The organism is Arthrobacter sp. MMS24-T111, assembly GCF_054888995.1.
Genome location: NZ_JBTZRO010000002.1, coordinates 158,639 through 178,423 on the forward strand (window position 1 = coordinate 158,639; position 19,785 = coordinate 178,423).

At 61.9% G+C, this 19,785-nt stretch carries 19 protein-coding genes and 1 pseudogene; 10 read left to right on the plus strand and 10 right to left on the minus strand.

The window, feature by feature from the left end; all coding sequences use genetic code 11:
• Nucleotides 1–321: 321 nt before the first annotated feature.
• Nucleotides 322–1,245, minus strand: a complete 924-nt coding sequence (locus tag ACX5I6_RS20660) for a LysR family transcriptional regulator (protein WP_461841896.1) — start codon at nt 1,243–1,245, stop codon at nt 322–324.
• A 97-nt stretch (nt 1,246–1,342) separates the two neighbouring features.
• Between ACX5I6_RS20660 and ACX5I6_RS20665 the strand changes: the two genes are divergently transcribed.
• Entirely contained in the window at nt 1,343–1,684 is a 342-nt protein-coding gene (locus ACX5I6_RS20665) for a CBU_0592 family membrane protein (protein ID WP_461841999.1), read from the plus strand.
• Nucleotides 1,685–1,740: 56 nt separating this feature from the next.
• On the opposite strand, the gene ACX5I6_RS20670 is transcribed toward ACX5I6_RS20665, so the two are convergent.
• The 5 genes from ACX5I6_RS20670 to ACX5I6_RS20690 all read right to left on the minus strand — a co-directional run bounded on the left by ACX5I6_RS20670 (nt 1,741) and on the right by ACX5I6_RS20690 (nt 7,373).
• Nucleotides 1,741–2,004, minus strand: a complete 264-nt coding sequence (locus ACX5I6_RS20670) for a hypothetical protein (protein WP_461841897.1) — start codon at nt 2,002–2,004, stop codon at nt 1,741–1,743.
• A gap of 117 nt (nt 2,005–2,121) precedes the next feature.
• The gene (locus ACX5I6_RS20675) at nt 2,122–3,459 is read right to left on the minus strand and encodes an MFS transporter (RefSeq protein WP_461841898.1); all 1,338 of its coding nucleotides are present in this window, start codon (nt 3,457–3,459) and stop codon (nt 2,122–2,124) included.
• An 88-nt stretch (nt 3,460–3,547) separates the two neighbouring features.
• Nucleotides 3,548–5,041, minus strand: coding sequence for an aldehyde dehydrogenase family protein (locus ACX5I6_RS20680; protein WP_461841899.1), 1,494 nt, complete (start codon nt 5,039–5,041; stop codon nt 3,548–3,550).
• Between the two features lie 2 nt (nt 5,042–5,043).
• Nucleotides 5,044–5,937 carry a 4-hydroxy-tetrahydrodipicolinate synthase gene (gene dapA / locus ACX5I6_RS20685; RefSeq protein ID WP_461841900.1) on the minus strand — a complete coding sequence of 298 codons (894 nt, stop codon included), beginning with the start codon at nt 5,935–5,937 and terminating at the stop codon, nt 5,044–5,046.
• A gap of 47 nt (nt 5,938–5,984) precedes the next feature.
• Nucleotides 5,985–7,373, minus strand: coding sequence for a protoporphyrinogen/coproporphyrinogen oxidase (locus ACX5I6_RS20690; protein ID WP_461841901.1), 1,389 nt, complete (start codon nt 7,371–7,373; stop codon nt 5,985–5,987).
• A 298-nt stretch (nt 7,374–7,671) separates the two neighbouring features.
• Here ACX5I6_RS20690 and ACX5I6_RS20695 point away from each other — a divergent pair, with 298 nt between their 5' ends.
• The 9 genes and pseudogenes from ACX5I6_RS20695 to ACX5I6_RS20735 all read left to right on the plus strand — a co-directional run bounded on the left by ACX5I6_RS20695 (nt 7,672) and on the right by ACX5I6_RS20735 (nt 14,653).
• Nucleotides 7,672–8,352 (plus strand): GntR family transcriptional regulator, encoded by a 681-nt coding sequence (locus ACX5I6_RS20695; RefSeq protein WP_461841902.1) that lies wholly within the window; start codon nt 7,672–7,674, stop codon nt 8,350–8,352.
• Between the two features lie 489 nt (nt 8,353–8,841).
• Complete coding sequence (locus ACX5I6_RS20700) at nt 8,842–9,633, plus strand: amino acid ABC transporter ATP-binding protein (RefSeq protein ID WP_285249499.1); 792 nt, start codon at nt 8,842–8,844, stop codon at nt 9,631–9,633.
• Nucleotides 9,634–9,640: 7 nt separating this feature from the next.
• Nucleotides 9,641–10,288: an amino acid ABC transporter permease gene (locus ACX5I6_RS20705; RefSeq protein ID WP_461841903.1), complete on the plus strand. Its 648-nt coding sequence runs from the start codon at nt 9,641–9,643 to the stop codon at nt 10,286–10,288.
• Nucleotides 10,288–10,950, plus strand: coding sequence for an amino acid ABC transporter permease (locus tag ACX5I6_RS20710; protein ID WP_461841904.1), 663 nt, complete (start codon nt 10,288–10,290; stop codon nt 10,948–10,950). Before ACX5I6_RS20705 ends, ACX5I6_RS20710 begins: the two co-directional genes overlap by 1 nt.
• Nucleotides 10,951–11,007: 57 nt before the next feature.
• Complete coding sequence (locus ACX5I6_RS20715) at nt 11,008–11,865, plus strand: substrate-binding periplasmic protein (protein ID WP_461841905.1); 858 nt, start codon at nt 11,008–11,010, stop codon at nt 11,863–11,865.
• A 121-nt stretch (nt 11,866–11,986) separates the two neighbouring features.
• Nucleotides 11,987–12,415 carry a universal stress protein gene (locus ACX5I6_RS20720; RefSeq protein ID WP_461841906.1) on the plus strand — a complete coding sequence of 143 codons (429 nt, stop codon included), beginning with the start codon at nt 11,987–11,989 and terminating at the stop codon, nt 12,413–12,415.
• 54 nt (nt 12,416–12,469) lie between these two features.
• A pseudogene (locus tag ACX5I6_RS20725) lies at nt 12,470–13,396 on the plus strand (flavin monoamine oxidase family protein); the annotation flags it as partial.
• Complete coding sequence (locus tag ACX5I6_RS20730) at nt 13,393–13,800, plus strand: FAD-dependent oxidoreductase (protein WP_461841907.1); 408 nt, start codon at nt 13,393–13,395, stop codon at nt 13,798–13,800. The pseudogene ACX5I6_RS20725 and the gene ACX5I6_RS20730, both read left to right, overlap by 4 nt.
• Before the next feature lie 82 nt (nt 13,801–13,882).
• Nucleotides 13,883–14,653: an NAD(P)-binding domain-containing protein gene (locus tag ACX5I6_RS20735; protein WP_461841908.1), complete on the plus strand. Its 771-nt coding sequence runs from the start codon at nt 13,883–13,885 to the stop codon at nt 14,651–14,653.
• A gap of 474 nt (nt 14,654–15,127) precedes the next feature.
• On the opposite strand, the gene ACX5I6_RS20740 is transcribed toward ACX5I6_RS20735, so the two are convergent.
• The 4 genes from ACX5I6_RS20740 to ACX5I6_RS20755 all read right to left on the minus strand — a co-directional run bounded on the left by ACX5I6_RS20740 (nt 15,128) and on the right by ACX5I6_RS20755 (nt 19,758).
• The gene (locus ACX5I6_RS20740) at nt 15,128–15,925 is read right to left on the minus strand and encodes a hydroxypyruvate isomerase family protein (RefSeq protein ID WP_461841909.1); all 798 of its coding nucleotides are present in this window, start codon (nt 15,923–15,925) and stop codon (nt 15,128–15,130) included.
• Nucleotides 15,925–16,176 (minus strand): Sec-independent protein translocase subunit TatA, encoded by a 252-nt coding sequence (gene tatA, locus ACX5I6_RS20745; protein WP_461841910.1) that lies wholly within the window; start codon nt 16,174–16,176, stop codon nt 15,925–15,927. Before tatA ends, ACX5I6_RS20740 begins: the two co-directional genes overlap by 1 nt.
• Before the next feature lie 398 nt (nt 16,177–16,574).
• Nucleotides 16,575–17,615: a family 43 glycosylhydrolase gene (locus tag ACX5I6_RS20750; RefSeq protein WP_461841911.1), complete on the minus strand. Its 1,041-nt coding sequence runs from the start codon at nt 17,613–17,615 to the stop codon at nt 16,575–16,577.
• A 67-nt stretch (nt 17,616–17,682) separates the two neighbouring features.
• Complete coding sequence (locus ACX5I6_RS20755; protein ID WP_461841912.1) at nt 17,683–19,758, minus strand: beta-galactosidase; 2,076 nt, start codon at nt 19,756–19,758, stop codon at nt 17,683–17,685.
• Between the last annotated feature and the right edge of the window lie 27 nt (nt 19,759–19,785).

A 19,785-nucleotide genomic window follows, 5' to 3' on the forward strand; every position in this document is an offset into this window, starting at 1 on the left:
TGAGCCCCGCGCTGCCTGCCAGGCCGGTCCAATGCGGCTCTTCGGCGAGACGATCTCCGAGAACCTGGACGGGTGCGAGGGGACACTCCTACGGTTTCTGCCCCCTGGGCATAAACCCGATAGCTAGTTGACCGAATATCCATTATCGGCTCTCTGAAATAGCCGGGGGAGGGGCGCCAAACGGGGTCATTTCCCGCCTTCATTAGCGCGTTCTCCCCAGGCCAGGAGGCTTAGCCCTGATCCCGCAACCGCCGTTTGCAACGAACGGGACTGCGGAGATCTGGACGCATTTCCAGAGGGGGGTGGGATAATCGGCGCCTGTCAGGACGCCGACCGCGTATCGAAGGCCGCAGCTGATTCGCGCAGCAGCCGGGCGAGGGTATCGACCGGCGTGCTGTTACGCTGGCGGCCGTCAAACCGTCGCAGGACGATGCGACGCGTTCCCAGCCCGGGGATGTCCAAGATCTCCACGCCGTCATGGACCACGCCGGCCAGCGCCAGGGTGGGCACAATGGCCACTCCCTCGCCGGCAGCGACCAGCGCGAGGGCCGTTAGGGTTTCCTGGTACTGGTGCACTGTCTCAATGTTGGCGCCAGTCGACTGGCGAAGCCTTCCGAGTACCGTGGAGTTTGCGGCTGAGGAGTCCACCCCAAGCCACGGGAGCGGCAGGCGACCAAGGTCCACGTTTTCGGTGCTAAACAGTGCTCCGGAGGGGACTACCAGCTTCCAGGGTTCGTCCAGCAGTGGTTCCTCGATCATGCCGGCGCCGAGTGAAAGCTGTGCGGCCGTGGTCGAATCCAATTCGACCACCACTGCGTCAAGCTGGCGTTGACGCAGCAGCCGCATCAACGCCGGGAAATCGTCCTCGATGATGCGGATCTTTAGCTGGGGGTACTGATTCCGCCATTCGGGGAGACGTGGAATCACCAGTGTCCGAATGAAGCTTGTAAAGCCGCCCACCCTCACCTCGCCGGCCACTTCGGCGCCGCCCTCCATTCGGGCCTGGGCCACGCTGAGCGCGCGTTCGATTTCTTCGCCGGCTTCCGCAATCGCTACGCCTGCGGGGGTCAACGCTGAGCCTTTCGGAGTACGTACCACCAGCGCGTGGCCCGTTTCGCGCTCCAGTTTGTTGATCTGCTGGGACACGGCGGATGGCGTCAGGCGCAGCTCGTCGGCAGCTGCGAGGATGCCCCCGGTCCGGGCGACGGCCAGAAGCACAAGTAGCCGGCGGGGGTCTAGATCCATGTTAAGCATTCCTAAACGAGGTCTTCAGAAGAATGCAATTGAACTACATCTCTTGGGCCCCGGACAATTGCCAGGTAACGATTACGGAAGGGGCACGATGGAACTGGTTTGGGAAGTTGCCGGTTGGGCTGGCGCCGTCGCGATACTCGGTGCGTACCTCGCCGTGTCTATGGGCTGGCTGAAGACCGGGCGGGCATTCCAGAGTGCGAACCTCGTGGGTGCCTGCGCATTCATCATTAACAGCGCCTTCCATGGAGCTTGGCCTTCCGTTGCCACGAACGTCGCTTGGTTCCTGATTTCCGCTGTCGCACTCTTTCGGATGCGTGCGGACTATGGTGCGGCTTCCGGCGAAGCGCCGCCGGTGCAACTTCCCGGCGTTCCGGACACTACTGGCCAGCTCGCCGTCATTGAGCCGCCGCGGGCGGCATGTTCCGCATAGCCTGCTGATGCCGCACGGCCCGGAATGGTGAACGGACGCTCGAACTAGTCTGGGGCTTACTCCGCCGATACTTCATCTGGTTTTTCGAGGCTCTTGGTGACTTCGTAATGGAAACCGTCTCGGTCCTCCGCTGCCCAGGCCTCGTAGAAATCAGCCTTTTCGAAGAGCCTGCGGTTTTGTGCAGGAGAGCTGACCCAGAGGATTTTCCCGTCGTCAGTAACTGCGTCTACGTAGCCGCTGCAAACGCTGGTCCCCTGCTGGCGGATCTCGACACTTGCCCCGGGAAGGATCGTCCAGTCTTTGATGCGTCGCTTGTCCAAAGCTCAGGTTCCTGTTCGTTATTGAGTCGTCATGGTCTTCTGTATGAGCTTGCCCCGATACCTCGGGGCAAGCTCATACAGAAGAAGGGAAAGCGGCCGGCGTGGAGGCGGTCGTAGCTAGTGTGCGTACCCGGCGGCCGCTTCCGTGAGCGTTTTGCCCTTGGTTTCCGGGGCGAGCCACTGGGATAACGCGGCTCCGGCGAATGCGACCCCGGCTGCGATCAGCATGGTGGGACCTGGTCCAAGGTTCTGCATTGATATCGGAAGCAGGAAGGTGCCGATGCCTGCCCCGACCCGGCTGACGGCAGCCGCGAAGCCTGTTCCGATTCCGCGGATTTCGGTCGGGAGGACCTCACCCGGGTAGACGTTCGTCAACGTGTTGTATCCGGCGTTGAAGAATGAAAAGACCAGGAACAGGATCAGCACGATGATGGCCGGCGCACCGGCCCAGAGCCCAATGATTGCCAGGACAATGGCGCACAACCATTGCGGCGGGACGGTCAGGGCACGTCGGCCAATCTTTTCGATCAGCAGGAAGGTGACGATCACGCCTGCAAGGGCGACGGCGGAAAGGCCGACTCCGCCTGCGAGGCCGCCCGAGAGTCCGTATTGGTCCAGGACGCTGTCTGCGAATGTGGCGATCGCGAAGTAGGGTGTCACGGCGCAGAACCAGAAGCCCGAGATGAACAGTGTTGACCGCCAGTATTCTTTGGAGAACAGCATCCCGAAGCTGCCCTTGCGGACGTCTTCGTGCTGGACGTCCTCGAGTGCGTCCTCGGGCATGTATTTGGCAGCGAGGGCACGGGCTTCGTCCTTGCGTCCAACGCTCCACAGCCAACGTGGTGACTCGGGCATGCCGAGCCGGGCGAGGAAGATGGCCACTGCGATGAAGGTGCTCGTGCCGAGGATGAAGTTCCAGCTCAGCTGCGTGTATGTGCTGAGCAGGTGGCCGGTCAGGAATGCGACCATGAAGCCGCCGTACCAGGCAATCCCCATGGCGGCCATCAGGCGTCCGCGCAGGTGGGAGGGTGAGAACTCAGCCATCAGGGGCCAGCCCACGGCATATTCGGTGCCGATCGCGATTCCCATCAGCAGGCGGACCACAACGAGCAATACCGGTGAGTCGACGAAGAACTGCATTCCCGAGGCGATGGCGAAAATTCCGATGTCGAACATGAAGATCGGCTTGCGGCCCCACTTATCGGAGGCCCATCCACCGATAGGTGAGCCGATCAGGATGCCGACAAGGGCGGCGGCGGCGATGAGGCCCTGCCACAGGGCCGTTAGGTGCAGGTCCTGGGCCATGGTCCCCGACACCGGACCGATGATGCCCAGGACGTAGCCGTCCAGCACCATTCCGCCGATCAGGACAGTGACCATTCTGATCAGGAACCGTCGTTTGCTGGCCGCTGATGCAACAGCCTTGTGGGCCGTTTGGTTCTTCATGGAAGACATGATCACTCCTGGCGACCTGGGAGGGACAGAGGGGTTCGCCTTGTTCGCTTCTTTGAGAAGTTGGCGTTGGGACATTGTCGACCTGGCCTTATCCGCGGTTGTACATGACGTGCTTGGTGCGGGAGAAGTCGTCCAGGGCGTAGCTGGAGAGGTCCCGGCCGTAGCCTGAGCCCTTGAAGCCGCCCCAGGGCATCTCGGTGGCGATGACCAGGTGCGAGTTGACCCAGACCGTGCCGAAGTCCAGCTGCCGCGGCACGGTCAGTGACCGGGCACTGTCCTTGGTCCACACGGATGCCGCGAGGCCGTAGATGGTCTCGTTGGCGCGGGTCACAGCTTCTTCGTCGGTGCTGAAGGTCTCCACGGATACCACCGGGCCGAAGATCTCGTTGCTGGCGATCGCGGCACCCGCGGGGACGTTGGTGACCACGGTTGGTTCGATGAAGTAGCCGGGTCCGTCGATGGCGTTGCCGCCCACGGCGATGGTCAGGCCGTCCTTGCGGATGTCCTCGAGTGCGGCCAGTACGCGCTCGTAATGGGCGCCGGAGATCATGGAGCCGATTTCGACGTCGCCTCCGGTACCGGGGGTGCCGATGGAGATGTCGCTGACTTCCCGGACGAGGAGTTCGATGAATTTGTCCGCGACCGATTCGTGCACCAGGACGCGGCAGGCGGCTCCGCATTCCTGGCCGCCGTTCCAGAACCCGGCAGAACGCACGCCCTCGGCGGCGGCTTGAAGGTCGGCGTCGGCGAAGACCACGACGGGGGCCTTGCCACCGAGTTCCAGGTGCACGCGCTTGACCGAGGATGAGGCGCTTGCGGCGACCTTCTGGCCGCTGCCGACGCTTCCGGTGATGGCCACGAGGTCGACATCCGGGTGCTCGGCGAGCCTGTTGCCCACCACCCGTCCGGGCCCGGTGACAATGTTCACCACACCGGCGGGCACTTCATCGGCGATGAGCTCTGCGAGTTTGAGCGTGGTCAGGGGTGTCTGTTCTGAGGGCTTGAGCACCAGGGTGTTGCCGGCGCCGAGGATGGGGGCGATCTTCCAGGCAGCCATCAGCAGCGGGTAGTTCCAGGGCGTAATCACCCCGACGACGCCCACGGGTTCGCGGAAGATCACCGAGGTGTGGTTCTCGGCGTAGTCGTCCGCGCCCAGGGTGTTGTAGGCACGGGCTGCGCCGGCGGAAAACCGGAAGGTGTCGATGGCGCTGGAGATGTCGTCCTCGGCCACCATCGCCGTCTTGCCGGTGTTGGCGGATTCCAGGGTCTCGAACAGTTCCCGGTTGGATTCGATGATGTCCGCGATCCGCAGCAGGACGGCCGCGCGCTCCTTGGGCGTTGTCGCCGCCCACGCTGCCTTGGCAGCGACTGCGGCAGCGACGGCAGCGTCGACGTCCTCGACGGAACCGGCGGGCACCTGGGTGAGGACTTCCTCGGTGGCCGGGTTGACGACGTCGACCTTTTCGTCCGAGGTGGACGGAGCAAACGCGCCGCCAATGAACTGGCCAAAGGGTGGAAGGGACGGGGCAGGAGTGTTTTCTGCCCGCACAACTGTGAACGGTGAGGTCTTGGTCGTGCTCATTGCTATGCCACCGTCTGGTAGAGGGCGGACAGTGCCTGCTCGACGCGGGCGTGGTCCTCGGCGCTGAGCTCTGCCGTGGGCCGCTTGGGCACGCCGGCGGTAAGACCCTGGAGGGTCAGGCCGACCTTGACTGCGGGGATGAATGGCACGGAGAGCAGGGCATCGATGACCGGATACACCTTCTTCCACTGGTCCAGCGCGCCTTGCAGGTCACCATCGGCGATGCTGCGGCTAACGGCAACGATTTCGTTGGGGACCACGTTGGCGGTGCCTGCCATGACGCCGGCCGCGCCTTCGACAAGAGCGCTGTAGAGGTAGACGTCCCAGCCGATGAAGGTGCCGATGACGTCGGAGTAGTGGTGGATCAGCTGCAGTGCCTGCTCCCAGTTGGCGCTGGAGTCCTTGATGTAGCGGATGTTCTCCACTTCCTCGGCGAGGGCACGGACGGTGGCCGGGTCCAGGTTCACGCCGGTAACGGCAGGGATGTTGTAGAGCATCACCGGGATCGTGACGGAGTTGGCCACGTCCTTGATGTAGGTGACGGTCTCGTCCAGGGACAGCGGCTCGTAGTACGGGGTGATCAGCATGAGCACGTCCGCGCCGAGCTTCTCGGCGGCCTGGGACAGGCGGATGGCCTCGGCGGTGGACGTGGCACCCGTGTTCGCAATGACAGGTACGCGGCCGTTGGCCTGCTTGATGACGGTCTCGATGAGCAGTAGCCGTTCCTCCGAGGACAGGGCGCCGACCTCACCAGTGGAGCCTGCGGCAACCACGCCGTCGACACCGGCGTCGATGGAGCGGTCCACGATGCGGCGGAGGGTTTCGACATCGATGGTTTCGTCCTGGTTGAAGGGCGTGGAGAGGGCGGTGAGAACACCGCGGAGGTTCTGCGACATGAATGGTTCCTTAGGGAAGTTCGTGGGTGTGGTCAGTGGTTTGGGGGTCAGGCGACGACGGACAGTCCGGACTGGTGCGGTGCCTGGCGCTGGGTGGCCAGGACGCTGGCGGCTTCCTGTGCTGCGGAGAACCCGGTGGTGATGGAGCTTTCGGTGTACAGGGTGCCCAGGTAGTCACCGGCCAGGAAGACACGGTCGGCTCCACGCATCAGAGTGGACTGAATCTTGGCGCGGCCCGGGAAGCAGTAGGGGGAAGCGTTCTTCCACCGGTCCACCTTGGCCTCCACGACGCTGTCGGCGAAGCCGTGGCCCAGGACTTCGTCGAGGTCGGTGAGGTGGGTCTTGATGACTTCCTCCTCGCTCTTCTCCAGGAGCGCCTTGCCCAGGCTGGCCGGAGAGAACGTCATGAAGCTGCCGCCGGGCTTGCGGACGGATTCGGTGCCTCGGACGATGCTGGCCTGGTTCAGGGCGATGGCGAAAGAGCGCTTGGGCGCGGCAATGGCGTAGATGTCGTCCCACGGCTTCGCGGTGGTTTCGTTGGTCAGGAATGCCGTGCTGACGTGCGGGCCGTACTTGATCTGGCTCAGTGCCCCGCGGAGGTCCTCGGGAAGGTCCACGCCGACCTTGTGCGAGACGTCGGCGGTGGTGGCGAGGACAACGGTGCGCGCCTCCACTTCGCGGTCGACGCCGTCCTGGCGGTACCGGACCACGACGGATTCCTTCTTGTGGACTACTTCGTGGACGACGGCGCCTAGTTCGATGCGGTCGCTGCCCATAGCAGCCGCGATGGATTCGGTCAGGGTGGACGGACCGCCGACGATGCCCCGGCTCAGGCCCTGGCCGAACCCGAGGACAAGGCTGAAGTAGCCGATGCCCGCCCCGGCGGAGATCTGGTCCATGTCGCCGGCGGAGCGGGTGACGGTGGTCTTGAACAGGGCGGCCGCGTCCTCGGAGAGGTTGCCGATGAAGTCCTGGAAGGACGTGTTGTTCTCGAAGTCGTAGATACGCTGCTGCCGCATGGCACCGGACTCACCCGTGCGCTTCCGCACCACGCCGGTGTACTTTGCCACACCGCTTACCACCTTCAGGCCGGCGCGGAATGTGTCGATGCGGGAGGTCAGGGACATGGGGATGCGGAGAGGGTAGGTGGCAATGTGCCCCTTCTTTATGAACGTGCCGTTCATGGACAGGCCCTGCAGGGACCCGGGGATCTGGACTGCCATCACGCCGACTTCGTTGAGCAGCGCATCGGTGGACGACCCGGCGCCGGCGAACACGTGCCCGCCCCAGTTCAGCCAGTAGTCACCCCGGCGTTCGGAGCGGATCCGACCGCCAACCCGATCTCCCGACTCCAGGACTACCGTGTCCCAGTGCCGGAGCCGCCAAGCCGCGGAGAGTCCGGCCAGGCCACCACCGACGATAACTGCGTCTTTCATGATTCCCATTCCTAGCTGTGTTGATGCTGATATGTTGGCGACCGCACGCCCCGGTTCCTTGCGGAACGGCTGGCGCTGCGGATTCACCAGAAGGAGATAAGTCTCTGGTCAGGCACCGGCCATCATTGGCTGGATACCAAGCCAAACCTTCTGCCCCTCCCCCAGGAGGAACCCAAACGTTGTGACACAAACCACCATAAGATGTGATCACAAATCAAACAAGGGTTTGCGGCAAAATCTTTTGGACTGGCCGGGCAAGCCAGGACCGACCCTCCCGACTCACCCGTATATTTGATCTGTGGTCATATCCCAGCGCGCAGAGCCCACCTTGCTGACCGATCAGGTCTATTCGATGATCCGCGCCGCGATCCTGAGCGGAGACCTCCCCGCCGGGTCCCGCCTGAAGGTGCGCGACCTGGCCGAGCAGGTAGGGACGAGCGTCATGCCTGTCCGTGAGGCAATCCGGCGGTTGGAGGAGATCGGGCTCGCCGAGCGTGAGCCGCACAAGGGCGCGGTGGTCAAGACCTTAACTTTCGAGGAGCTGATCCACGTCTACGACGTCCGGCGGCTTCTGGAAACCGAAGCGGCGCGACTAGGCAGCGAAAACGTCAGTTCGGATGACTGCGACCGGATGCAGGCCGAATACGACCTGATGCGCAAGGCGATCGACGAGCGGCAGGTTATCCCCACGTTGGACCATGACGAGGCAATGCTGGCCATCCTGTACCAGGCTGCCGGCAACCCCGTGCTGCTCCAGATGATCAGGAGCTTGTGGCAACAGTGCCGCGCATACAAGATCGTGGGCGCCCAGGGCTCGCTTGACAATGGGAACGACGACTCACTGTGGCGCTACCAGCAGGATCTCATCACCGCCGCCCGCAACAGCGATCCGGCTGCGGCGGCGGCAGTAAACAGCGCCTCCCTCCTGGACGCCAGCGAGCGGATCAAGGCCCGCCTGGCCGACCAGGGCTCTGCTTAGTGCTTGATATCCCCCGGTAGGCCTGCCGGGACACCGGGGAACCGGCCACCTTGCACGCGCGGGTTAGCTCCGAATTACAAGGACTACCCGCCCACGTTCTCCCCGGTAGGCCTTAACGATGCGAAGTGAGGGGCGTCGAACTGCCGGCCCATCCCGGGGCCATTTCGCCGCGTCGGTCCGAGGCGACGGCGTGGTGCGCTCAGTTCGATGGTGGCCAGGTGAGTGGCGCTGGGGGCCTGCCAGCGGCAGGACGTGTTCGATCCCGGATTGGGATCGCTTGGGCAGGCGGACGTCTGCAGGACCGGGGGCGCCTCTCCGGCAAAAGAAATGTGATCACAGATCTAGACAGGGCGCAGCGGGCTGGCTACAGTGACTTAGACCACAAGCCGGCAAGCACTGTTACCGGCGATCAGCAAGTCACGCTCCCCTGAAAACCCGGCTTGGACCGACTCTCAGGGTCAAGGCGTCCGCTACTTGAAGGAAACGAAGATGGGCTTAAGCTTTGGCACGAAAGCTCCCCGGCTCGCGCTCTCTGGAGGCGTCGTGGTCTCCGGACTAGGCAAGAGTTACGGGGCTAGCCGCGTGTTGTCGGATGTGAATCTGACGATGAACGAAGGTGAAGTTGTCTCCATCATCGGCCCCTCAGGGGCTGGCAAGAGCACCTTCCTGCGCTGCCTGAACTACCTGGAGACCCCCACCGAGGGCGAGATCTCCATCGGCGGGGCCCACGTCGTGGCCGGCGGGAAGCTGCCGGACAAGGCGAGCCTTGATCACCTTCGCCGGGTCACCGGAATGGTCTTCCAAAGCTTCAACCTGTTCCCGCACCTCACCGTCATGGAGAACATCACGCTCCCCCAGCGCAAGGTGCTGGGCTCAAGCAAGGAGCAGGCCGAAGAGGTCGCCAACCGGCTGCTGAAGCGGGTGGGTCTTCCCGAGAAGGCCAAGGCCTATCCTGCCCGACTTTCCGGAGGCCAGCAGCAGCGCATCGCGATCGCCCGGGCCCTGGCGTTGTCCCCGAAGGTGATGCTCTTTGACGAGCCGACGTCCGCGCTTGATCCCGAGATCGGCCTGGAAGTCCTCGCCGTCATGCGTGACCTGGCCGACGAGGGCATGACCATGCTTGTGGTCACGCACGAGATGCACTTCGCCCGGGACGTCTCAAACCGCATCATGGTCATGGGCAACGGCGGGGTGCTGGAAATCGGACCCAGCCACCAAGTGATGTCGGACCCGCAGAACGAACGCACCCGGCAGTTCCTCAAAGCTGTGCTGGACAGGTGAGCCGGCGATGATCACGCAACTGCTGTCCTCGATCGTTCAGGGTGTAGGGCTCACCCTCTACGTCACCGGCGCATCCCTGCTGTTCGGCGGCATCGGCGGCCTGGTGCTCGTCGGCGCGGCCCGCTCACCCATCGCCCCCGTTCGGGCCGTCGCCACCCTGTACATCAACATCGTCAGGGTCATCCCGCCGATCACCTGGTTGTTCTTGATCTACTTCGGCCTGCCCCAGTTCGCACTGAGGCTGACCACCATCCAAGCCGCAATTATCGGGTTCTCAGTCATCGCCTCGGCGTTCATGGCGGAGATTTACCGCTCGGGCCTGCTGAGCATCCTCGACGGTCAACGCGAGGCCGCCCACGCGCTCGGCCTGAGCTCGGTCACCACGGTGGGGCACATCATCACACCACAGGCCTTCCGGGTCGCGCTGCCCGCGATCGCCACCTACGGTATCGGTCTGCTGAAGGACTCCGCCCTGGCCTCCACCATCGGCGTGCGTGAGATCACCTACTACGCGCAGCAAAGCGCCAAGCAGACGCACGAAGGCCTGCTGTCATTCGTCGTCGCCGGTGCCCTGTACATCGTCATCAGCCTCATCGTCGCCCTCATCTCCCGGCGGGTCGACCTCACGCTGCGCAGGAAGATCGGAGTGGCGTGATGGACATCTTCACCCAATGGCTCGCTTGGATGCCCGCCCTCACCCCGGGCCTCATGATCAGCCTCCAGCTGACCGGACTGTCGCTGCTCTTCGGCTTCCCGCTCGGCCTGCTGTTCGCCGTCATGGCCGCCGCGAAAATCGCGCCCCTGCAGTGGATCTCCTTCTTCTTCGTGGAGATCGGTCGCGGCCTTCCGGCCCTGGTGCTGTTGTACCTGATGTACTTCAGCCTCCCCGACGCCGGCATTACCCTAACGTCGTTCACCACAGCGGTCATAGCGCTGAGCTGGAACACCGGCGCCTACGCCTCGGAGTACTTCAGGGCAGGAATCGCCGCGGTACCCCTGGGACAACGGGAAGCGGCACTGACCTCAGGGCTCCGCGGCTGGACAGGATTCCGGCTCATCATCCTGCCCCAGGCACTGAGGATCTCCACCCCGCCACTGGCCGGACTCGCCGTCCTTATCTTCCAGGGCAGCGCACTGGCCTTCGTGATCGCCGTACCCGAACTGATGTCCAAAGCCTTCGAAATCGGATCCATCACCTTCCAGTACCTGAGCGTCTACACCCTCACCGCAGTCATCTATGGATCCCTCACCCTCGTCTTCCTCGGACTCGTCCGGCTCCTGGAACAGCGCCTCGGACGGCACCTGCAACGCAACTAAACCTTTCCATCCATCCCCGGGGATTCACCCCACCAGCTCAACAAGAAAGAGAAAACCATGTCCCGTACTCTCGTGCGCGCGCTCTCGGCCGGCACCGCCGCCGGTCTGCTCGCCATCAGCCTCTCCGCCTGCGGCGGCACCAACACAGCCAGCAGCTCAAGCGACTGCAAGGCAGCCCACACAGACCTCAAAACCATCAACCAGGGCGAGCTGACCGTGGCGAGCTATGACTACGCACCCGCCACCATCCTGCAGGGCGACAACGTCACCGGCATGGAAGGCGACCTGATCAATGAGATCGCGAAGCTCGAATGCCTCAAGCTCACCGTCAGTACTTCCGGCGGTGCGGGAGCAGTCATCCCGTCCGTGCAGGCCAAGCGCGTGGACATCGGATCGGGAAACTGGCTGCGCACCAAGGAACGCACCAAGATCGTCTACCTGAGCACCCCGCTGTGGAGCGACCCGCAGGCCATCGTCTCCACCAAGGGCCTAACCAGCGATGATCTGGAGGGCAAAGTCGTGGGCTCGGTCGCCGGCAACCTCTGGAACGACAGCATGTCGAAGTGGCTTGGCGACAAGTTCAAGATTTACCAGGACGACGAATCCATCTACTCCGACCTGAAAGCCGGCCGCATCGACGCCCTCGTCGCATCCGCCGCATCCGCCAAGTACCGGTTCAAGGACGCCCCTATCGAGGGCGCGCAGGTGATTCCCGTCAAGCCCAACCCGCACGTCCCCCAGTTCGCCTCGGTCGGCCAGGTCATGCTGCCCTCCAGCCTGGACAACGACACTCTCGGCAAAGCGCTGGACGAGGACATCAAAAAGCTCCGTGAAGACGGAACGATCAAGAAGATCCTCGAGAAGTACGGCATCGACCCCTCTGTCGGTGAGCCGGGGGCACCCAGCGAGCTCTAACCGACACGTCTTGCACAGGGCGGCGCCGGAATATATGTCTTCTCCGGCGCCGCCCTATGCGGCGTCCCTGTTGGCGCCGTACATCAGAGTCTGAAAGCAAAGCAAGCAAAGGAGCATGCACATGAGCGGAACCATCGTTGTGGGGGTTGACGGCAGCCCAACGGCCAGAAAGGCAGCAGAGGCCGCAAGGGACCTGGCATCGGCGCTGGGAGCAACCCTTCATGTGGTCTCAGCCTTCGACAGCGAACGTTCCCAGATGTTCGGCAGCGGCAGCAACACATGGCTCGTATCGGACGCAGACAAGGCCGAACACGTCGCCCGGGCAGTCGCTGACACCCTGGGCGGGGACATCAACATCACCTATTCCGCAGCACAGGGCAGACCAGCCGACGCCATCATCAGGGAAGCGATCGGCAAAGAAGCACGAATAATCGTGGTGGGCAACCGCCGCATGCAGGGCATCGGACGGGTTCTGGGCAGCGTGGCCAACAGCGTGGCCCACAACGCCCCCTGCGACGTCTACATCGCCAATACATACGACGCGGACTGAACCAGCGCTTGCCGAAAAGCATTCACGAGTCCAGAGTCTGAATTTCACCAGGAGCCCATATTGCATGACGTGATCATTGTCGGAGGCGGCGCGGCGGGACTCAGCACCGCGTACCATCTGCGGGACACTGGCCTGGACGTCCTCATCCTTGAGTCCAGCGACGACATCGGCGGCAGGGCACACACAGTCCCCCTCGCCGGAACCGCAGCCAATTCCGGAGCCATGTTTGTCTACAAAGACACTAAAACCGAAGAGCTCGTCAATGAGCTGGGAATAGATGCCGTTCCGTTCCTCCCGGAAACCTACGGAATCCACGTCAACGGCAAGACCGTTGTGGCCAAAACCAATGAAGACGTTGTAGCCGGCCTTAATATCAGCGAGTCCGAAAAAACAGAGCTTCTCAACTTCATCGATGCGTCCCTCACGGAATACCAGGACTACGTAGCTGACGCGACACCTGTCGGTGAACTGGGCAAGCTATCGGAAGAGACCGTAGCTGAACGCCTGATCGGCCTGCAGCCCGCCGTACAGGAAATCATCAGCACAGCCATCCGGGGCGGCGCAGTAGGTGATCCCGCCAACCTCTCCGCGAAGTACGCGCTCCGCTACTTTGCCAGCTATCTCGCACGAGAGAAGAACAACCGCCTGTTCGCGCTGGAAGGCATGCAAGCCATACCCCGGGCACTTCTCAAACACCTTCCCAACCACACCCTGCGCTGCAACACCCAGGTCACGAACGTGGTGCCGCTCGAAGAACAGCTTTACGAGGTCACCGTGACCGGTGAGGAAGGCCCGCAGAAGCTCACGGCCAAGCACGTCGTGCTGGCCGTCCCCGCCCCGGTGGTTCCAGACATCGTCAACAGCCTGCCTGAATGGAAGACCGCAGCGCTGAAAAAGGTAGCAAGCCCAGGCAGCACCACGCTCAACATCGTCGCCGATATTGAAGGGCTGCCCGCTTCCGGGACTGGGCTTTCATTGTGACGGTCGGCATGGCCTTTGACGCCATCATCAACCCTGTTCCCGGCGGTACCGAGGAGACACGCAAGGCGAACATTCTCCAGCTGACCTGTTATGGAAATTCGTCGGGCTACCTGCCTGGGTTTGCTGACAACGAGGAACACATCATGGACTGGATGGAGGACGTGTACACGGTGGCCCCGGAGCTTCGCGGCCGGGTGCTCGGCGTGCACGCCCAAACCTGGCAGCACTGTTTCGCCCTGCTCAGCCCGGAACGGGCCTCAGCCCTTCCCGAACTCCAGCACCCCGTTGGATGGCTGCACTTCGCCGGTGACTATACCTCGGAGACTGCCGGCACCCATGGGGCGTATTCCGAAGGAGAACGGGTAGCATCCCAGATACTCGCAGCCACGAAACCCGCAGGGTAGTAGGAACAACCCGCGTGGGTGCCGCAGGGGCCAAGCCATGCCAGGACCTGATCCTTCATTCTCTTCTTGAAAGGACCTCCTCATGACGGTCTTCGGAATAATCGGCGTCGGGTCCATTGCTTCCGCGATCGTCACGGGCCTATGTGAAGACGTGGGAGAACCCCCACAGGTAGTGCTGTCACCGCGCGGCCAGGCGCGTTCCAGTGATCTTGCCGCACGCTTCCGAACAGTCACGATTGCTTCAACCAACCAAAAGGTCATCGACCAGAGCGATGTGGTCGTCTTGTGCGTACTACCGCACCAGGCAGAGGAAGTGCTCGGGCAACTGGCATTTCGAGAAACCCGGGGAGTCGTCAGTGCCATGGCCGGGGTGCACCTGACCGTCCTGCAAAACCTGGTCTTCCCGGCCAGAGACATCGCACGAAGCATCCCCGCGCCAGCCGTAGCCACACGATCGAGCGTTACACCGATCTACCCCTCTACGGAAGCTGCCCGCGACCTCTACGACAGACTCGGCGGACGATTCGAACTCGCCGATGAACTCGCATACGAAGCAGTTTCTGCGGCATCGGCCACTGTCGAAGCCTACTTCCACTACCTTGGGACCATCGCCGACTGGCTCGCTGCGCATGGAGTGGCCGGCACAGATGCCCGTCGATATGTCGCCGCCACGTTCAGCGACCTGTCCGAAGAACTGGACACAACAGATGTCGATTTCAGTGCCCTGGCCCGCGCGCACACGACAGAAGGAGGCCTCAACGAACAATTCGCAAAGCACCTCACCGCGAAAGGCACCTTCACCGCGGTGGGCGAAGGTCTCGATGCGGTACTCGCACGCCTCTCGCCCACCTGACAAGGCCTGCATCCCATCGCCCGTTCCCAGTCCCCTTCAGCAACAGCGGCCAACGTAAAAAGGTCGATCGGTCTACTCCGAACCCGACCCGATTGGGTACACCCAAACGCGACACAGACGGACTCTGGGCCCCAGAAACAAGGGACTTCCATCCAACTCCACAGAGACGGTACCGCCGCCGCCCACAGCCAGGGACAATTCTCATGGGCTCCCCACCTCTACGCCGCTCAATTCCAAGGCCGCGGCGGGGAGTCCGTCGGTGGGAGGGGTCTGCGTCCTGCGGCAGGCAGCTTGTCGTACGGGCAGGCGGCAAGCGCCCTGGGTAAGGTTGAACGGCCCTGGTTGTCGCGGACGCTATGGTGCTCGGCGGAGATATCAGGTGTACGCAGATCCACGACTTAGTTGCTTCTCCTCGCAGCGATCCTTCTCCAGCAGCAAGAGCAAAGTCCCAACCAGACGCTTCGAAATGCAATGTCACCGAGTAGGTTTTTTATTGTCGTCCACCCGTGCGGCAATTCTTTCCACTGCTGCAAGTGATGAGCTTGTTTTAGACGTCGGCAGGTATTCCATGCCCCAGCAGCCGGCGTAGCCGAGTTTGCGGAGGAGCCGGAATTGTGCCTCCCAATCGAGATCTCCGGTGCCTGGTTCGTGACGGCCTGGAGCATCTGCTACCTGGACATGAGCGACCAGGTCTATGTCCTCACCGATTTCTTTGGCGAGGTCTTCCCCCATAACAAGTGCGTGATAGGCGTCGAGCAGCAGGCGCAGGTGCGTTGATCCAACCTCGCGCACGATGTCGAGAGCTTCGCGCGTTGAGTCGAGGTACGTGCCGACGTGGTCAACACGCGAGTTTAGATTCTCGAGGAGCAGTGTCACGTCGCTCCCTTCCATTAGCGTGGCCGCGCGGGAGAGGACGGAAACGACCGCGGAATGCTGGTGGGCGCGGTCAAGTCCTGGTATCTCCTGTCCTGCAACGACGACAAGGTACCGTGCACCCAACCGCTTTGCCACCTCGAGTGACTGGCGTACACCGACAAGGTATTCGTCGTGGAGGGTGGGATCGGTAATCTGCCGCTGGGGGTCCACGGTCATGGAGAGCAGTGGAACGCCCGTCTCGTCGAGGGCTTCCCGAACATCGTCCAGGTTCTTGTCGCGCCAGCCCCAGATCTCTACGGCGCTGATTCCATGCGCGGCTGCTGCGCGGATACGTTCAGCGGTGGTGTCGCCTGATTCGGTAAAGAGCCATTCCAAGTTTGCGGTGATTGAATTCATCAGGGCGTGCCGGTTGGTGGTGCTACGGACTTGGCCGGAGAGTACTGACCGTGTCCATCGAAAAGGGGACCTGCTGCATCGGCGTCCACGACTTTCTCGTCGTTTTTCATTTCCTTGACTTCAGACTTGATGATCCGCATTGATTGCCCGAGGCTGCGTGCCATGGCCGGAAGCTTGGGTGTGGCAAAAAGAAGCAGTGCAACAACAATGATGATCATCATGGGCCAAGGGCCGTCGAGTAGTCTTCCCACGGGAATTTACCTCTACTTTCACGTTCATATCGGTTTTTTGCGACGCCCGCTTGCAAAAGGAGAGCCAGCGCATCGGGGTCGTTGAGCGGGGGTCATCAGTCCACGACAGTGATGTCGTACCCTTCCCATTGCCCTATGATTTGCCTGCCGTCATTGCCGTGCGGGCGAAGCCAGACCAATGAGGAGTCGGCGCTGACTTCTTCTACTTGTGCGGTTCTCACGAGTCGGTCCCCGATCCTGAGTTCGATGGTGCGGCCCACAAGATTTCGCCAGTGGTCATCGCATTCGGACATGACAATTCTTCCTTTGTCAGGTAAGTGGTGGTGGAGTTTTCAGGGGTTACGACGACGGGCCGCGGGCGGGCGGCGTCGTAACCCCTGAAGTTGCTGTGGCTGGAATCAGTCGAACTCTTCTGGCGACCATGCGTCGCGCCAGTCGATCCGCGGCACGTCGCCGTCGAAATTGATGGGGAGCCAGACGTATTCGGCGAAGCGAAGGTCGGACTGGTGCTGGACGGATTCGTCGGCCTTTTCGGTCTGTGCTTCATCGCCGCTGAAGAGCCGGCGGTATCGTTCTGTTTGGTCGGATTCTTCTGGGGAAAGGTCGGGTAGCCAGCGGTCAGCCAAGGCAATGTAGAGGTCGCGCTTGTGCGGGTGGCGGAATACTGAACTGACCTGTGTGCGGTATGACGTCCTGCTGTCGTCATCCGGGTGCGGATCGCCCAGGACGGTCCATGGTCCGTGGTAGGTGTCGGCGCTGGCCACCTCGGATGCGTTCGGGTAGTAGCCGGATGTTCCAGAGGTGATGAGATAGTGCTTGGATCCCTTGCGGAAGTAGGCGGGTGCTTCTCGCACGTCTGGGGGGCCTGGCTGTGGGAAATGGGTTGAGTAGAAGCCGGTGACGCCGGTGTAGTCGGGAGTAAGGTCCGCGCAGATCAACTCGCTGTGGACCCGCTCAAAGTAGTAGTAGGCCTTTCCGTCTGTAGGGTCCACGACCAGGTCAAAGTCGCCGGCGTTCATCCCTAGGGGTTTGAGGCCGGTGGTGACGATTTCATAGGGTCCGAGGATGTCGTCGGCCACCAGTACGGTTGTGCGTTGGCTGAATCCTTCTCCCATGATCTTTATCCAGCACACGTATTTGCCGGTTTCCGGCTGCCTGATGATGTGGGGGCGGTCAAGCAGTTTGGTGGGGTGAAGGGGCGAATCGATGTCTTCAGGTGTCGGAGGGATGATGAGGCCGCGGTCTTCCCATGTGACGAGATCGGTCGAGGAGTAGCAGCGGATTCCCCAGTGCCAGATGTCGGATCCGGGTTCGGTGCGCTCCTTGTTCTCGCCGTACCAGTAGAAAACGTCGTTCTCAAAGAAGATGGATCCTGCGTGTGCCTGGATCCGGTTACCGTTGGTATCGAGCCATGGTTGTCCCGGGAATATTTTTGACATTTTCATCTTTCGGAGTGGGGTTTGGTCTTTGAACAGAAGTGCTTGGATGCCGGGGAATTCGGCAGTATTACTGCACCTCGACGAAATCAGCGTCGTACGGGGCGAGTGTGAACTCGCCCGTATAGTCACGGTCGTAGAGGATGCTCCTTGACGGCCCGGTCATCGTGATCTGTTTCGGTATGCCGTCGAGGTTGACGCACAGCATGTGTGTCTCATCAATGAACCTGGCGAGTACCCCGGGCGGTACTTCGGGACCCCGCCTGACCTGCCTGTGGTTGATCTCCGAGTCCAGGATGGGGTCGAGCAACTCTCGTCTCGCTGGTATGCCGAGGTAGATGGCGCGCCCGCGACCGAACTCGTTGACGGTGGCCACAGGGTAGTCCCGATCCAAACCCGCGATCGATGCCATGACGCTGGCGGTGCGGGTGTTGATCTCGTCGAAGCGTGGCGATCCGGTTTGGACGATTGCATCACCAAGTACGATGTCCAGGCACTGCCCTGACGTGCCGCGGGAAAGCTCGTTCAGGAGCCCCGTTTCCTGATACGACCCCAGCCGAATGCCAAAGACGTCAGCAAGCAGCCCCGGCCGCGTGCTCCTGTGGACCTGCCCGGTGGCGTCGACGAAGCCGGAGTAGGACGTCATGATGGCCGTTCCGCCCTGCGCTACGAAGCGACGGATCTGTTCAGATGCGGTCTCGTCGATTAATGTGGCGCCGGGAATGATAAGAATCTTGTAGTCCAGGGTGCTGCGGTTCAGATCTACAATCCGCTGGTCCAGGTTGCGCTCCAACACGGCGTTGAAGCAGGTTTGGAGCTGATGATCGTGTTTCTCCGGTAAAGAGGCACTCGCGAGCTGGCTATCGAAAGAGAACGCCAATGCGATGTCGGCGTGGGGACGATATGGAAACCCGTAACGTCCGATCTTGCTGAATTCCTGAGCTAAGTGTCGGTATTCGTCGTACTTTCGATTGGGCTGGCCGTCCCAGTCGACCATGCCCTGCAGGTATTGTTCCTCTCCGCTGTGCATCGACTGCCAGGTCCAGCCACAGACCATCTGGTTTCCGGAAAGAAGAGACGCGTAGGCGGTCTTTCGGACTGATCCCGGAACCGCTGTCATCGTGGTGAACTCTGTGCACCAAAACGGATACTGGCTTTCAAACTGAATGCGCGCAAGACCCAGAAGGGCTTCATAAAGCCCATCGTTGTTCACCAGCGAGTAACCGGGATAGAAGCCCATGCCGCCACGGCTCATCTTGCCGGTATACGCGATCTCTGCGTAGTCGAAGTAGCGGGCGTCCTCCTTGTAGTACCAGGCATTGGTCGTCAGGAGAACACCGGGGGCATTTTGCTCAACCTGTTCCATCACGGAAAGAAGGAATTCATTGATTTCGTCGGAGACGAAGCGGCGGAAGTCCAGGACACGTTCCGGTGCGCCGTCAATCGCCGCGGACTTGGGCAGCCCGATCTCGCTGAAGTCGCCGATGCGACGGGACCATCTTTGGCCGGCCCAGGCCGAATTGAGGTCCTCGACGGTTCCATATTTCTTGCGCAGCCACTCGAGAAAGCGTGATCGAACCGTCTCACTGTACGAATATGGTCCGTCTCCCGGCTCGTTGTCGATGCCGAACGCCAGGAGCGCCGGGTGGCTTGCGTAGCGGGAGCTTAGCTTATCGGTGAACCGCAGGGCATGCGCCCGGTAGGCCGGGTCCCCGACGTCGACCATGTAGCGTGAATTGGGATACAGGCGGCTGCCCGTAGAGTCGGTAATGTTTATGCTTGGGTGTTTGCGGTGCAGCCAAAGGGGCGCCGGACGAACGGCGATGTCGAGGATCACGCTGATCCCTGCGTCGTGCATCCGATCCATAACATCGTCGAACCATTCGAACTCGTAGTGTCCGTCTTGCGGCTCGTAGCTGTCCCAAGCCAGATGCCCCAGTCTTACGACGGTCAGTCCAGCCGCCGACATCAGGCGGATATCGCGTTCCCACTGCTCGTGGCCTGAATCATGTGGATGGTAGTTGGCCCCGACGTAGAGATGTGGAGATGCATCCCGGTGTGGGTAGGTTTGTTCGGTCACGACGTGTCCTGTTGCTTGTTGGGTGTTACCACTTCGGTTGGTGGTGTTGGAAGTCTCCGCCGTCATGCGGAACTCCGTGGTGTCAGTCCTGTG

Bases quoted from the DNA above. Each gene is read 5' to 3' on its own strand.
- ACX5I6_RS20660 (WP_461841896.1), bottom strand. From the start codon at position 1,245: ATGGATCTAGACCCCCGCCGGCTACTTGTGCTTCTGGCCGTCGCCCGG.
- ACX5I6_RS20665 (WP_461841999.1), top strand. From the start codon at position 1,343: ATGGAACTGGTTTGGGAAGTTGCCGGTTGGGCTGGCGCCGTCGCGATA.
- ACX5I6_RS20675 (WP_461841898.1), bottom strand. From the start codon at position 3,459: ATGTCTTCCATGAAGAACCAAACGGCCCACAAGGCTGTTGCATCAGCG.
- ACX5I6_RS20680 (WP_461841899.1), bottom strand. From the start codon at position 5,041: ATGAGCACGACCAAGACCTCACCGTTCACAGTTGTGCGGGCAGAAAAC.
- dapA (WP_461841900.1), bottom strand. From the start codon at position 5,937: ATGTCGCAGAACCTCCGCGGTGTTCTCACCGCCCTCTCCACGCCCTTC.
- ACX5I6_RS20690 (WP_461841901.1), bottom strand. From the start codon at position 7,373: ATGAAAGACGCAGTTATCGTCGGTGGTGGCCTGGCCGGACTCTCCGCG.
- ACX5I6_RS20700 (WP_285249499.1), top strand. From the start codon at position 8,842: ATGGGCTTAAGCTTTGGCACGAAAGCTCCCCGGCTCGCGCTCTCTGGA.
- ACX5I6_RS20705 (WP_461841903.1), top strand. From the start codon at position 9,641: ATGATCACGCAACTGCTGTCCTCGATCGTTCAGGGTGTAGGGCTCACC.
- ACX5I6_RS20710 (WP_461841904.1), top strand. From the start codon at position 10,288: ATGGACATCTTCACCCAATGGCTCGCTTGGATGCCCGCCCTCACCCCG.
- ACX5I6_RS20715 (WP_461841905.1), top strand. From the start codon at position 11,008: ATGTCCCGTACTCTCGTGCGCGCGCTCTCGGCCGGCACCGCCGCCGGT.
- ACX5I6_RS20720 (WP_461841906.1), top strand. From the start codon at position 11,987: ATGAGCGGAACCATCGTTGTGGGGGTTGACGGCAGCCCAACGGCCAGA.
- ACX5I6_RS20735 (WP_461841908.1), top strand. From the start codon at position 13,883: ATGACGGTCTTCGGAATAATCGGCGTCGGGTCCATTGCTTCCGCGATC.
- ACX5I6_RS20740 (WP_461841909.1), bottom strand. From the start codon at position 15,925: ATGAATTCAATCACCGCAAACTTGGAATGGCTCTTTACCGAATCAGGC.
- ACX5I6_RS20750 (WP_461841911.1), bottom strand. From the start codon at position 17,615: ATGTCAAAAATATTCCCGGGACAACCATGGCTCGATACCAACGGTAAC.
- ACX5I6_RS20755 (WP_461841912.1), bottom strand. From the start codon at position 19,758: ATGACGGCGGAGACTTCCAACACCACCAACCGAAGTGGTAACACCCAA.